Below are 12,880 nucleotides of genomic sequence, written 5' to 3' on the forward strand. Positions count from 1 at the left end.
CGTGCTCGTACGGCCCGGGTGCAGGTCCTGGGGGTGGCGCGCTGGTGCGTCGGTGCGGGCCAAAGACGAGGAGTGACCGTGAGCGAGCGGAGCGAGTCGGCGGGGCCGAGGGCGACGGCTGAGTCGGAGGTCGCCGGGATCTGTCGCGATCTGATCCGGATCGACACCAGCAACTACGGGGACGGCTCCGGCCCGGGGGAGCGCAAGGCGGCGGAGTACGTCGCCGAGCAGCTCGCGGAGTTCGGGGTGGAGCCGCAGATCTTCGAGTCGGCCAAGGGGCGGGCCTCGACGGTGGTGCGGATCGAGGGCGAGGACCGTTCCCGCCCGGGCCTGCTGATCCACGGCCACACCGACGTGGTGCCGGCCAACGCCGCGGACTGGACGTACGACCCGTTCGGGGGCGAGATCGCGGACGGCTGCGTGTGGGGGCGCGGCGCGGTCGACATGAAGGACATGGACGCGATGACCCTCGCGGTGGTCCGCGACCGGCTGCGCACCGGCCGCAAGCCCCCGCGCGACCTGGTGCTGGCGTTCGTCGCGGACGAGGAGGCCGGCGGCACGTACGGGGCGCGGTTCCTGGTGGACAAGCACCCGGAGCTGTTCGAGGGCGTGACCGAGGGCATCGGCGAGGTCGGCGGCTTCTCCTTCACGGTCAACGACCAGGTGCGGCTTTACCTGGTGGAGACGGCCGAGAAGGGCATGCACTGGATGCGCCTGACGGTCGAGGGCCGCGCCGGGCACGGCTCGATGGAGAACGACGACAACGCGATCACCGAGCTGTGCGAGGCGGTCGCCCGGCTCGGCCGGCACAAGTTCCCGCTGCGGATCACCAAGACCGTACGGGCGTTCCTGAACGAGCTGTCGGACGCGCTCGGGGTCGAGCTCGACCCGGAGAACATGGACGAGACCCTGCGGGTGCTCGGCGGCATCGCCAAGATGATCGGCACCACGCTGCGCAACACCGCCCAGCCGACCATGCTCGGCGCCGGCTACAAGGTGAACGTGATCCCCGGCCAGGCCACCGCACACGTGGACGGGCGCTTCCTGCCCGGCTACGAGGAGGAGTTCCTGGCGGAGCTGGACAGCGTGCTGGGCCCGCGCGTGAAGCGGGAGAGCCTGCACTCGGACAAGGCGATCGAGACCACCTTCGACGGCGCGCTGGTGGAGGCGATGCAGACGGCGCTGCGGGCGGAGGACCCGATCGCCCGCGCGGTGCCGTACTGCCTGTCGGGCGGGACGGACGCCAAGTCGTTCCAGGACCTCGGGATCCGCTGCTTCGGCTTCGCGCCGCTGCAGCTGCCGCCGGAGCTGGACTTCGCCGGGATGTTCCACGGTGTGGACGAGCGGGTGCCGGTGGACGGGCTGAAGTTCGGCGTCCGGGTGCTGGACCGGTTCCTCGACGCCTGCTGAGCACCTTGGGTGGACGGCCCGTTCCCGGAGTGCCGGGGGCGGGCCGTCCGCATTGTCCGAGCTAATGATTTGGGACAGAGCGAAGGAGATCAACAGAAACGATCCTGCAAGGAAATGCGGATCGACCGTGTGTGCGGACCGTCACCGTTGCGAGTGAATGGCAAATCTGTTCCGTACCCCGTTTGCCACACCCTCGTTCATCCCTGTGCAACCCGCCGAACGGGTTGCGTTGTCCATACAGGAGGAATGATGAAGGTCAAGAAGATCGCCGCTGTTGCCGCCGCCACCGGTGGCCTGGTGATCGCCGCCGCCGGTGTCGCGTCCGCTCACGGCGGTGCCGGCGCCGAGGGTGTGGCCGCTGGCTCCCCGGGTGTCGTCTCCGGCAACCAGGTGCAGATCCCGGTGCACGTCCCGGTCAACCTGTGCGGCAACACCATCAGCGTGATCGGCGTGCTGAACCCGGCGTTCGGCAACCACTGCGCCAACTTCTGAGTCACGCTCCGAGCTGCTGAGGCTCGTTGAGCCGACTCATTCGGCCCCCGGGCGGCGGACGCGCCGCCCGGGGGCCGCTTGCATGCGGAGTACGGAGTGCGGAGTGAGGGGAGCTGGGTGCGGAGGGGCAAACAAGAGGGCAATCGCTCGATCGGGTGAAGTTGGTTCGTTCGGCTCAACCTCTCCGCCGCTCTCTCGTTAACTCCTGTGCAGTCGAAGACCTTGCCGGATATCCGGATATACGGAAATTCCGACTTTCGGAAGGTATTTACGTCAAGGTCGTCACGTCGTTCTCGATACGTCAGGGGAAAAGATGAGGAATGTAGCCAAGAAGGGGATCCTCACGGTCGTGGCCACCGGCAGTGTCCTGGCCTCGACCGCCGGCTACGCCTACGCGGGTGCCGAGGCCCAGGGAGGTGCCGCCGGATCGGCGGGCGTCGCCTCCGGGAACTCGGTGCAGGTGCCGGTCGAGGTGCCGATCAACGCCTGCGGCAACACCGTCGACGTGATCGGCGTGCTGAACCCGTCCTACGGCAACCGCTGCGCGAACGTCAGCGGCCACCCCGAGGCCGCCAAGCCGGGCGGCTCCCACGCGGGCTCCGGTTCCCACACCGGCTCCGGGGCCAACACCGGCTCCGGCCGGGGCTCCTCCGCCTCGGGCACGTCCGCCTCCGGCGTCGCCGCCAACTCGCCCGGCGTGGTCTCCGGCAACAGCATCCAGGCCCCCGTGCACGTCCCGGTCAACGCCTGCGGCAACTCCGTCGACGTGGTCGGCGTCGGGAACCCGGCCTTCGGCAACGACTGCGCCAACGTCGCGCAGCCCGCCCCGGCCCCGAAGCCGGTCGACGACTGCCCCGAGAAGCACAGCCCGTCCATCCCGCCGCAGGCCGGCGGGGAGGTCCCGGGCAACCCGCGCAACGGCGGCCCGTCCACCACCCCCGAGGCCGGCGCACACTCGGCCCCCGCCGTCGCGCCGGTCGCGAGCGGCCAGGTCGCCCCGGTCGCGGCCCGCGCCGCAGCCCCGGTCGTCGCCTCCTCGCCGAGCGGCGCCGTCGGCAGCCAGCTGGCCTCCACCGGCGCCGGTGACGTCGAACTGCTCGGCGCCGCCGGTCTCGCCCTGCTGCTCGGTGGCGGCGTGCTCTACCGCCGCGCCCGCGCCGGGGCCCGCTGAGCCGCCGGTAGGCCACATCCCGCGGCGCCACACCCCCGCGGCGCCGCCGGAGCACGAGGCCGGAGCGTGACGCGCCCGCGGCCGCCTGGAGGTACGGGCGGCCGCGGGCGGGCGGAGGTCCGGTGTGAGAACCCGCATCAAGGCCTGACATGACGTGAAGCCCCGGCTCGAAAGCCCGGCGTGAGATCCCCACCGCGACGGGCGCGTTCCCGGGCCCGGAGCTCGCCGATCCGGAGCTCCCCGACCCGGCCGCCTCCCGCCTGGGCCTTCCCCACCCAGGCGCCCCGCCCGTCCATCCCCGCGGCGGCGGGTGGGTTCAGGCGCGCTCGCCCGTCACCAGCTCCGGACCTGCCGGATGATCCGCCGCCGCAGCCGGACCGTCCGGCTCCCGTCGGGGAACAGCCTCAGCCGGTCGAGCTCCCAGTGCCCGTACTCGGCGTGCTCGGTGAGCAGTTGGCGTGCCGCGTTGCGCGTGGTGCCACGCGGCATGCGCAGCGACTGGTACTCGTACTCCGGTTGCCGGACCGGCTTCGGTGGGGTCAAAACGCTCCTCCTGAGGATCACCTGCGCGCAAGCCTACGACCTGCCTCGGACAGTCGGCCCGGGTATTTCCGGACGTCCTCCCGGCCGTCCGTCCGACCCGGTGGGACGCCCCGGACCGGCCGGGGCACGCCAGCCCGACTGACAGTGCATCAGTCCCGTTGTTCCTCCGGACGGGATACCCCGATCCCGGCGCGCGAAGCGGCACCCGATCGGCCCCGCGCGGCCCGGCCGCACGCCCTTCGCGCCGGGCATGCGCGGGGACAGAACCACGCGGATCGGACATCAGGGGGGAAGTTGCGGTGAAATCGCGGGTGTAGGTGACAACCGCTGTGCGTACCGACACCGCGGGGAGATAGCGTCTGCACCATGTCTGATGCCGCGCAGCCAACCATTGCCGAGGTACGCGCCGCCGCCGAGGCGGTCAAGGCCGCCATCGACCGTCATCTGGAAGCGGTGTCAAGCCCCAGCGCAGCGGATGATCCCGCTGTGTCCGCCGCCTACGAGCAGCTCGCGACGGCGGCCATCGCCTACGACCAGATCCTCTACGAGGTCTACGACGAGGTCACCCCCTTCGAGATCCCCGGGGACGAGGGTCCGGGCGGCTACCACGGCCCCGAACAGCCGGAGGCGATCAGCGTGCTGATCCGCCGCGACTACCACGTCGCCGACCCCAAGCGGCTGCGCGCCCAGGCCGAGCGGCTCGACGAGTCGCTGACCCCCGGCGGGGGCGGCACCAGCGGGGTGAACGCCGCGATCGGTGTGCTGTTCGGCGAGTACGAGCCGGACGAGATCGCCGCCCGCAGCGAGGAGTTCGGCCTGGAGGAGGCGGACTCGACGCTCTGGGTCGCGGCGGCGGAGCCGACCGAGCCGGGGGAGTGGCTGCCGGAGCCCTTCGAGCACGCCGACCCGCAGATGCTGATCTGCCGGTTCGACGTGAGCGAGGTCTACGACGACGAGGACCCCGACGACTGAACCGTTCGTCGTGCGGACACCCGGAGGGCGGGCCCCACCTGTAGGGGGCCCGCCCTCCGCGCGTTCCGCCGACCGGCGCGCAGGACCTAGTACGCCGAGGCGGCGTTCTCGGCGAGGATCGCCCGCAGCCGGGTGGTGCGCGGCTGCGCCGGGCGCTCGGTGACGGCCTGGGCGAGCGCCGGGCCCGCCGCGTGCACCACGGACAGGTGCCGCTCGCCGCGGCCGAAGGCGGTGTAGACCCACTGCCGGGTGAGCGCCGGGCCGGCGTCCTCCGGGAGCACCACGACCGCGCCCGGCCAGCGGCGGCCGAGTGCCTGGTGGACGGTCAGCGCCCAGCCGTGCCGCAGCCGGCCCACCTGGGCGGGCGGGACGGTCCGGCGCGAGCCGTCCGCGTACGCCAGGTGCAGGCCGGTGGCGTCGCCGTCCAGCACCCGGGCCGGGCGGGTGACGCCGGGGGCCGGGGAGTCGACCACCCGGTCGCCCGGGTCGAAGCCGCCGAACCGGCCGGGCCCCGGGTTGAGCCGGGCCTTCGCGGCGGCGTTCAGCGCCCGGGTGCCCGCCGGGCCGCCGTGGCCGGGGGTGAGCAGCACCACCTGCTCGGCGGGGATGCCGAGGGCGCGGGGGATGGAGTCGGTGAGCAGCTGGAGGGCGCGGTGGACGGCTTCGCCGCCGTCCTTCGCGGTCAGGATGACCACCTCCTTGTCCGGCGCCTCGACGGGCTGGAGCTCGCCGATGCCGACGCCGGAAACCAGCTCGCCGATCGGGCCGAAGTCCGGGGTGCGGGAGGCGACCGCCGGGCAGACCTTGGCGGCCAGCAGGTCGGCGAAGAACCGGCCGGGGCCGGCCGACCAGAGCTGGCCGGGGTCGCCGCTGAGCACCAGCCGGGTGCCGTCGGCGAGCGACTCCAGGACGGTGGCGGCCAGTTCGACGTCCAGCAGCGGGGCGTCGAGGACGACCAGGACGTCCAGGGCGAGCGTGCCGTCGGAGGCGCGGCCCGGCCCGGCGGCGCCGGAGAGCAGGTCGGCGAGGGTGATCACGGCGGCCGGGGTGTCGGTGAGCGCGGCGAAGGACTCCCGGCCCTGGTCGGTCCAGGTGGCGGCCCAGGCCCGCAGCCCGAGGCCGCCGGCAGCGGCCAGCAGCGCGGCGGGTTCGGCGCGGGCGGCCTCGCCGCCGGTGTGCAGCACCAGGGCGCTGTCGGCGACGGCCTGGATCAGGGCGGTCGCGGAGGAGGACGGCGCGGCCTCGCCGGCAGCCGCCCACGCGGTCGGGCCGGGCGCGGCGGGGGCCTGCGGAGCGTCCTCCGCCGTGGCCTCCGCGGGGGCCACGCCCGAGTCGGAGCCGGAGGTCGGCTCGGAGCCCGCCTCGGAGTCGGAGGCCGGCGAGGAGTCGGCCGCGGACTCGGCGTCCTCCGTCGTCCCGGCGTCCTCCGCCGTGTCCTCCTCCGGATCCTCCTCGCCCGGCTCCGGGTCCTCGCCCGGCACGAAGGTCGACATCAGCCGGACCAGCCCGTCCGCGAGGCTCTCCTCGGCCAGCGCGAGCCGCTCCAGGGCGAGCAGCGTCCGGGTCGGCGGCTCCTCGTCCTCGTCGCCGCCCGCCGCGTGCGCCTCGGGACCGGTCAGCTCCTCCTGGAACGGCATCGCGCGCCCGTCCAGGACGGCGGCCTGGATCGCCGCGGCCGAGTCCGGCAGCCCGTGGCGGTCGAGCCCGGCCGCGATCTCGGCGACCTCGACGGCGGAGTGGCCGCGCAGCGCCGCCTGCTCCAGCAGCCACGGCACCAGCGCCTGGGCGCGGCGCGGGTCGCCGGGGCCGGCGGCGGGGCCGAGCAGGCCGCGGGCGAAGCCGTCCGCGTGCTCGGGGCGGACGCCGGGCAGGGACAGCACGGCCCACGGGTCGGAGCGCAGCTGTTCGGCGGCGCCGTCGCCGAACTCGGCCACCGCGGCGGCCGCGAGATCGGCCGGGGCGCCCCCGGCGGTCAGCACCTCGGCGGTGTCCTTGAGGGCCTGCGCGCGCTGCTGGTCGGGCTGCGCGGAGGCCGGGGCCGGGGCCTTGGCGTCCTTAACGTCCTTGGCGTCCTCGGGAGCCGCGGGCCGGCCCTCGCCCTCCGGCGGTGCGGCCTGCGGGCCGACACTGCGGATCCGCTGCGCCAGCTCGGCGATCGCCGCCGCCTTCTCCGCCGGGCTCGCCGTCTCCGCGGGGCTCGCCGTCTCGGCCGGGCTCACCGAGACTGCCGAGGTCTCCTCCGGAGCGCCGTTCTCCGTGTCACTCATCGTCCGCTCCAAGGGTCACTCCACTGCGTGTTCAGCTGAACGAGGGGGGCTACAGCTCGCTCCACCCCTGGTCCGGGTAGCGGTGCACCGGCGACGAGATGTCGTCCAGCGCACCACGGATCTCACCCGGAAGCGTAAGCGCCTCCACCGACAGCGCCGCCTGCAGCTGTGCCACCGTACGGGCCCCGACCAGCGCGCTCGCCACTCCGGGCCGGTCCCGGACCCAGGCGAGGGCGACCGCGAGCGGGCTGCTGGCGAGGCCGTCGGCGGCCGTGGCGACGGCGTCGACGATCCGCCGCGAGCGCTCCCCGAGGTACGGCTGGACGAACCCGGACAGGTACGGCGAGGCGCCGCGCGAGTCCTGCGGGACGCCGTGCCGGTACTTGCCGGTGAGCACCCCGCGCCCGAGCGGCGAGGAGGCGAGCAGCCCGACTCCGGCGTCCGCCGCGGCGGGCAGCGCCTCGCGCTCGATGCCGCGCTGGAGCAGTGAGTACTCCAGCTGGGCCCCGGCCAGCGGCGTGCGCCCGTGGTGGGCGCGCTGCCAGGTGGCGGCCTTGGCGAGCTGCCAGCCGCTGAAGTCGCAGACCCCGACGTACCGGGCGCGCCCGGAGGAGACGGCGATGTCGAGGGCGCTGAGCGTCTCCTCGACGGGCGTCATGGGGTCGAAGGAGTGCACCTGCCACAGGTCGACGTAGTCGGTGCCGAGCCGGCGCAGCGAGGCGTCGAGGGCGGCGAGGAGGTGGCCGCGGGAGCCGTCGAAGCGGCGGGCGGACTCCGGCACGCTGCCGGCCTTGGTGGCGATGACGAGTTCGGAGCGGGGGATGAGGCTGTCGGTGAGCCGGGAGATCAGGTACTCGGCGCCGCCGTCGGCGTACACGTCGGCGGTGTCGAGCAGGGTCCCGCCGGCGTCGACGAACTCCTTGAGCTGCTCGGCGGCCTCGTGTTCGTCGGTGTCGCGACCCCAGGTCATGGTGCCGAGGCCGAGCCGGGAGACCTGGAGACCGGTACGGCCGAGGTGACGCTTTTCCATCGGACGGGCCCTCCACTGGCCGGTGGCACCGGGCGCCCCGGTAGCCCTGAGAACGCGCAGGTGGGGAGAGCGCTCCCCACGTCGGCTGAGCGTAGCGGCCGGTGTCCGGGCAGGGGTGGCGACCCGCAGAACGATCACCGGGCCCGGGCGGCGGCGGGTGTGACCCAGACCACCACTACCGGTCAGTAGCATGACCGGTGAGTGCGCGGCTACCCTCGCCACCAACCCTCACCGACTGGAAGGTTCGGCACATGCGACTCGGAATCAACCTCGGCTACTGGGGTCTCGGCATGGACGCCGACAACATCGCCGTGGCCCAGGAGGCGGACCGGCTCGGCTACTCGGTGTGCTGGGCGGCCGAGGCGTACGGCTCGGACGCCGCGACGGTGCTGAGCTTCGTCGCCGCGAAGACCGAGCGGATCGACGTCGGTTCGGCCATCTTCCAGATCCCCGCCCGCACCCCGGCGATGACCGCGATGACCGCGGCGACCCTGGACACGCTGTCCGGCGGCCGCTTCCGGCTCGGCCTCGGCGTCTCCGGCCCGCAGGTCTCCGAGGGCTGGTACGGGGTGAAGTTCGACAAGCCGCTCGCCCGCACCCGCGAGTACGTGGAGATCATCCGCAAGGCGATGTCCCGCGAGCGGCTGGTCCACGAGGGCGCGCACTGGACGCTGCCGCTGCCCGGCGGCCCCGGCAAGCCGATCAAGCTCACCGTGCACCCGGTGCGCGAGCACATCCCGCTGTACATCGCGGCGATCGGCCCGAAGAACCTGGAGCAGACCGGCGAGATCGCCGACGGCTGGCTCGGCATCTTCTTCTCGCCCGAGCACGCCGCGCTCTCCCTCGACCCGCTGAAGGCCGGCCGCGCCAAGGCGGGGCAGGGCCTGGACGGCTTCGACCTCTGCCCGACCGTCACCATCGCGGTCGGCGAGGACATCACGGCCGGCGTCGACTCCCAGCGCTCCTACGCCGCGCTGTACATCGGCGGCATGGGCAGCAAGGAGAAGAACTTCTACAACCAGCTCGCCCGGCGGATGGGCTACGAGCAGGCCGCCGACGAGATCCAGGAGAAGTACCTGGCCAAGGACTACGCGGGCGCCGCGGCCGCCGTCCCGCACGACCTGATCGACGCCACCTCGCTGATCGGCGACACCGCCCGGATCGCCGACCGGATGCAGGCCTACGCCGACGCGGGCGTCACCACGCTCACCCTGGCCCCGTCCGGCTTCACCCTGGACGAGCGGATCCAGGCGCTGCGCACCGGCGTCGAGGCCCTGGAGCGCGCCGGCCTGGCGTAGCGGTCCGGGGCCGTCGGGCGGCACTACAGCCAGTCGTGCCGCTTGAACACCCGGTGCAGCACTATGCAGACCGCGACCATCAGCGACAGCACCGCCGGGTACCCCCAGGGCTGGTGCAGTTCGGGCATGTCCTCGAAGTTCATCCCGTAGACGCCCGCGATCATCGTCGGCACGGCGGCCAGTGCCGCCCAGGCCGAGATCTTCCGCATGTCGTTGTTCTGCTGGACGCTGACCTGCGCCAGGTTGGCGTTGAGGATGTCGGACAGCAGCCGGTCCATGCCGTCGACCTGGTCGGTCACCCGGGCCAGGTGGTCGGCGACGTCCCGCAGATAGGGCAGGGTCTCCGGGCGGATGTACGGTTCGCCGCCGCGGGCCAGGCGCAGCGTCGGTTCCAGCAGCGGGCCGGTGGCGCGGCGGACGGTCATCACCTGGCGTTTGTAGCCGTAGATCCGGCCGGCGGTGTCGCGGCCGACCCGGTTGGGGGCGAAGACGTCCGCCTCCAGTTCGTCCAGGTCGGTCTGGAGCCCGGTGGCTACCTCCATGTAGCCGTCGACGATGGTGTCGCACACCGAGTGCAGCACCGAGCTGGGCCCGTAGCGCAGCAGTTCGGGCTGCTTCTCCAGCCGGGCCCGCAGGCCGGAGAGCGGGGCGTCGGCGCCGTGCCGGACGGTCATCACGAAGTCCGCGCCGAGGAAGACCATCACCTCGCCGATGGTCACCGCGTGGGCACCGGGGTGGTAGCCGAGCGTCTTGAGGGCGACGAACAGGGAGCCCTGGTACGGCTCGATCTTGGGGCGCTGGTGGGCGCTGACGGCGTCCTCGACGGCCAGCGGGTGCAGGGCGAACTCCCTTCCGACGTGGTTGAGTTCCTCGGCGGTGGGCTCGAACAGGCCTATCCAGACGAAGCCGCCGGGCCCGGCGGCGCGGGCGGCGGCGAGCGCGCCGGCGAGGTCGTCGGGGGCCTCGATCCGGTGGCCGTCGTGGTAGCTGGCGCAGTGGACGATCATCGGGCCATTGTGGCCCGGCGAGGGGTGCCCGGGGCGGAGCCGGGCCAGGAGGGCCTCGCGGGCCGGTGCCGGCGGCGGCCCAGGAGGGCCCGTACCTCGCCCGCGCGTTGCGCGCCCGCACCCCGCGCCGGCACCCGACGGCCGCAGCTCGCACCGACACTCCACGCCCGCGCCCGGAGGCCGTAGGCTGAGCCCCATGCCCACCCTGCTGCTCGTCCGCCACGGCCGCTCGACCGCGAACACCGCCGGAATCCTGGCCGGTTGGACGCCCGGCGTGGACCTCGACGACACCGGGCGCGCGCAGGCCGCCGCGCTGGCCGGCCGGCTCGCGGGGATCCCGCTGGTGCAGGCCGTCAGCAGCCCGCTGGAGCGCTGTCGGCAGACCCTGGAGCCGTTGCTGGCGGCCCGGCCCGAGCTGGGCCCGCCCGCCGAGGACGAGCGGCTGGGCGAGTGCCACTACGGCGAGTGGACCGGTCGGCCGCTGGCCGAGCTGGCCAAGGAGCCGCTCTGGCGCACCGTGCAGGACCACGCGGCCGCCGCGGCCTTCCCCGGCGGGGAGTCGTTGCGCGAGCTGAGCCACCGGACGGTCGGTGCGGTCCGGGAGTGGAACGAGAAGGTCGCCGCCGAGCACGGCGCGGACGCGGTCTGGCTCGCCTGCTCGCACGGGGACGTGATCAAGGCGGTGGTGGCCGACGCCCTCGGCCTGCACCTGGACCACTTCCAGCGGATCAGCGTCGAGCCCTGCTCGGTCACCGCGATCCGCTACACCCCGCAGCGGCCCTTCGTCCTGAGGATGGGCGACGCCGGCGACCTCGGCTCGCTCGCGCCCAGGCCCGGCGCGGCCCCGGCCGCCCCGGCGGGCGACGCGGTGGTCGGCGGCACCACCTGAGACGGTCGCCCCGCCTGACCCGCCTGACCCGCCTGGTACGACCCTGGTCCGACCGGCGCCATCCGACCTGACCGGAGCCGCCCGGCCCGGAGCCGCATCACGTGGGCGGGAGCGCCGCCGCACGCCGCTCCGCAGCGGCCGGCGGCACCACCTGAGCTGGCCGGTGCCACTGCGGCTCGGCTCCCCTGCGGGGGCCCGGAGGTCGTAGGGTGACTAACGAGCCCCGCCGCGTGGCGAGCCCGCGCCCGGGCCGCCGTACGGCAGCCCGAGCCAATGACGTCCGAACGATCCCTGTGATCCCCACGACCGACACGATCCGGAGCGAGAGCGTGCCCCGTCAGGTCTTCTTCTACGACCAGCCCGAACGGTTCGTGGCCGGCACCGTCGGCCAGCCCGGCGCCCGGGCGTTCTACCTGCAAGCCAGCGCCCGGGGCCGGATCACCAGCGTCCTGCTGGAGAAGACCCAGGTGGCGGCGCTCGCCGAGCGGATCGACGAGGTCCTGGACGAGGCGCTGCGGCGCAGCGGCGGCGACGTCTCCATCCCGGCCGCCGCCCCGCAGGACCTGCTCGACACCGCACCGCTGGACCTGCCGCTGGAGCAGGAGTTCCGGGTCGGCACCATGGCCCTGGCCTGGGACAGCGTGGACGGCTGCCTGGTGGTCGAGGCGCAGGCGCTGATCGAGGTGGAGGAGGACGAGGACGAGGACAGCGCCGCGGCGGTCTTCGAGGACGACGACAACGGTCCGGACATGCTGCGGGTGCGGCTGTCCGGCGCGATGGCCCGGGTGTTCGCCAAGCGGGCGCTGGACCTGGTCTCGGCCGGCCGCAAGCCCTGCCCGTTCTGCAACCTGCCGCTCGACCCGGAGGGCCACCTGTGCCCGCGCGCGAACGGCTACCGGCGCTGAACACCGAGACCCCGCCCCAGGCGGACCCGGCGGCCGCCGCCGCCCTCGCCGCCGACGTGCCCACCGCGCTGGAGCTGCTGCGCGAGGGCGAGTTGACGGTGCACGGGCGCCTCACCGAGGCGTCCAACGCCGCGCTGTACTGCACCGCCACGCACGGTTCGCTGAGCGCGCAGGCCGTCTACAAGCCGGTCGCCGGGGAGCGCCCGCTGTGGGACTTCCCGGACGGCACGCTGGCCGGCCGCGAGGTCGCCGCGTACGAGGTGTCGGCCGCGACCGGCTGGGCGCTGGTGCCGCCGACCGTGCTGCGCGACGGGCCGCACGGGCCCGGGATGGTGCAGCTGTGGGTCGAGCCGGATCCGCAGGCCGAGCCGCTGCTGGCCCTCCAGGACCCGCGCGGCCCGGAGCACGGCTGGCTGCCGATCGTGCGGGCCGAGGTCGGCGGGGGACGCACCGCGCTGCTGGTGCACCACGACGACCAGCGGCTGCGCCGGCTCGCCGTGCTGGACGCGGTGCTCAACAACGCCGACCGCAAGGGCGGCCACCTGATCCCGGCCGCCGACGGCCGGGTCTACGGCATCGACCACGGCGTCACCTTCAACACCGAGGGCAAGCTGCGCACCCTGCTCTGGGGCTGGGCCGGCGAGCCGCTGCCCGCCGAGGCGCTGGAGGTGCTGACCCGGCTCGCCGAGCGCCTGGACGGCGAGCTGGCCGCGCGCCTCGCCCCGCACCTGACCGCCGCCGAACTGGAGGCGACCCGCGCCCGGGTGGCCGGGCTGCGCCGCACCGGCCGGCACCCGCTGCCCTCCGAGGACTGGCCCCCGATCCCCTGGCCGCCGGTCTAGGGCCTGCGGACCGGTTCGGGCCGGCTGATGGTCTGGACCTGTCCGCGAACCGGC

At 74.1% G+C, this 12,880-nt stretch carries 12 protein-coding genes; 8 read left to right on the forward strand and 4 right to left on the reverse strand.

From position 1 onward, the window contains the following. Nucleotides 1-78: 78 nt before the first annotated feature. From ACIP37_RS18715 to ACIP37_RS18725, 3 genes are all read left to right on the forward strand, one after another. Nucleotides 79-1,410 (forward strand): M20/M25/M40 family metallo-hydrolase, encoded by a 1,332-nt coding sequence (locus ACIP37_RS18715; RefSeq protein ID WP_063346934.1) that lies wholly within the window; start codon nt 79-81, stop codon nt 1,408-1,410. A gap of 249 nt (nt 1,411-1,659) precedes the next feature. Next, a complete protein-coding gene (locus ACIP37_RS18720) occupies nt 1,660-1,902 on the forward strand; it encodes a chaplin (protein ID WP_400329642.1) in 243 nt (80 codons plus the stop codon). A gap of 349 nt (nt 1,903-2,251) precedes the next feature. Continuing rightward, nucleotides 2,252-3,073 carry a chaplin gene (locus ACIP37_RS18725; RefSeq protein ID WP_400844120.1) on the forward strand — a complete coding sequence of 274 codons (822 nt, stop codon included), beginning with the start codon at nt 2,252-2,254 and terminating at the stop codon, nt 3,071-3,073. A gap of 333 nt (nt 3,074-3,406) precedes the next feature. Here ACIP37_RS18725 and ACIP37_RS18730 read toward each other — a convergent pair whose 3' ends face one another. Then, a complete protein-coding gene (locus ACIP37_RS18730; RefSeq protein ID WP_280681853.1) occupies nt 3,407-3,616 on the reverse strand; it encodes a DUF5703 family protein in 210 nt (69 codons plus the stop codon). Between the two features lie 366 nt (nt 3,617-3,982). Between ACIP37_RS18730 and ACIP37_RS18735 the strand changes: the two genes are divergently transcribed. Then, nucleotides 3,983-4,588 carry a hypothetical protein gene (locus ACIP37_RS18735; protein WP_063346931.1) on the forward strand — a complete coding sequence of 202 codons (606 nt, stop codon included), beginning with the start codon at nt 3,983-3,985 and terminating at the stop codon, nt 4,586-4,588. An 86-nt stretch (nt 4,589-4,674) separates the two neighbouring features. Here the strand turns inward: ACIP37_RS18735 and ACIP37_RS18740 are convergent, their stop codons facing one another. After that, a complete protein-coding gene (locus ACIP37_RS18740; protein WP_400803759.1) occupies nt 4,675-6,855 on the reverse strand; it encodes a helix-hairpin-helix domain-containing protein in 2,181 nt (726 codons plus the stop codon). Nucleotides 6,856-6,904: 49 nt separating this feature from the next. Further along, nucleotides 6,905-7,885 (reverse strand): aldo/keto reductase, encoded by a 981-nt coding sequence (locus ACIP37_RS18745; RefSeq protein WP_350878016.1) that lies wholly within the window; start codon nt 7,883-7,885, stop codon nt 6,905-6,907. A gap of 251 nt (nt 7,886-8,136) precedes the next feature. Between ACIP37_RS18745 and ACIP37_RS18750 the strand changes: the two genes are divergently transcribed. After that, nucleotides 8,137-9,183, forward strand: a complete 1,047-nt coding sequence (locus ACIP37_RS18750) for an LLM class F420-dependent oxidoreductase (RefSeq protein ID WP_363583931.1) — start codon at nt 8,137-8,139, stop codon at nt 9,181-9,183. 23 nt (nt 9,184-9,206) lie between these two features. Here the strand turns inward: ACIP37_RS18750 and ACIP37_RS18755 are convergent, their stop codons facing one another. Continuing rightward, nucleotides 9,207-10,190 carry a magnesium and cobalt transport protein CorA gene (locus ACIP37_RS18755; protein ID WP_363583930.1) on the reverse strand — a complete coding sequence of 328 codons (984 nt, stop codon included), beginning with the start codon at nt 10,188-10,190 and terminating at the stop codon, nt 9,207-9,209. A gap of 196 nt (nt 10,191-10,386) precedes the next feature. On the opposite strand from ACIP37_RS18755, the gene ACIP37_RS18760 reads away from it, so the two are divergent. The 3 genes from ACIP37_RS18760 (at nt 10,387) to ACIP37_RS18770 (ending at nt 12,826) form a co-directional block, all read left to right on the forward strand. Then, nucleotides 10,387-11,079 (forward strand): MSMEG_4193 family putative phosphomutase, encoded by a 693-nt coding sequence (locus ACIP37_RS18760; protein WP_400844123.1) that lies wholly within the window; start codon nt 10,387-10,389, stop codon nt 11,077-11,079. A gap of 329 nt (nt 11,080-11,408) precedes the next feature. Next, the gene (locus tag ACIP37_RS18765) at nt 11,409-11,984 is read left to right on the forward strand and encodes a DUF3090 domain-containing protein (RefSeq protein WP_350878006.1); all 576 of its coding nucleotides are present in this window, start codon (nt 11,409-11,411) and stop codon (nt 11,982-11,984) included. A 56-nt stretch (nt 11,985-12,040) separates the two neighbouring features. Beyond that, nucleotides 12,041-12,826: an SCO1664 family protein gene (locus ACIP37_RS18770; RefSeq protein WP_363583970.1), complete on the forward strand. Its 786-nt coding sequence runs from the start codon at nt 12,041-12,043 to the stop codon at nt 12,824-12,826. Nucleotides 12,827-12,880 lie beyond the last annotated feature (54 nt).

It is taken from the genome of Kitasatospora sp. NPDC088861 (assembly GCF_044750105.1).
Classification (GTDB): Bacteria; Actinomycetota; Actinomycetes; order Streptomycetales; family Streptomycetaceae; genus Kitasatospora.

What these genes read in the sequence shown, in the direction of transcription:
- ACIP37_RS18740 (WP_400803759.1), bottom strand. Translation starts at nt 6,855, where the DNA reads ATGAGTGACACGGAGAACGGCGCTCCGGAGGAGACCTCGGCAGTCTCG.
- ACIP37_RS18735 (WP_063346931.1), top strand. Translation starts at nt 3,983, where the DNA reads ATGTCTGATGCCGCGCAGCCAACCATTGCCGAGGTACGCGCCGCCGCC.
- ACIP37_RS18745 (WP_350878016.1), bottom strand. Translation starts at nt 7,885, where the DNA reads ATGGAAAAGCGTCACCTCGGCCGTACCGGTCTCCAGGTCTCCCGGCTC.
- ACIP37_RS18755 (WP_363583930.1), bottom strand. Translation starts at nt 10,190, where the DNA reads ATGATCGTCCACTGCGCCAGCTACCACGACGGCCACCGGATCGAGGCC.
- ACIP37_RS18720 (WP_400329642.1), top strand. Translation starts at nt 1,660, where the DNA reads ATGAAGGTCAAGAAGATCGCCGCTGTTGCCGCCGCCACCGGTGGCCTG.
- ACIP37_RS18760 (WP_400844123.1), top strand. Translation starts at nt 10,387, where the DNA reads ATGCCCACCCTGCTGCTCGTCCGCCACGGCCGCTCGACCGCGAACACC.
- ACIP37_RS18750 (WP_363583931.1), top strand. Translation starts at nt 8,137, where the DNA reads ATGCGACTCGGAATCAACCTCGGCTACTGGGGTCTCGGCATGGACGCC.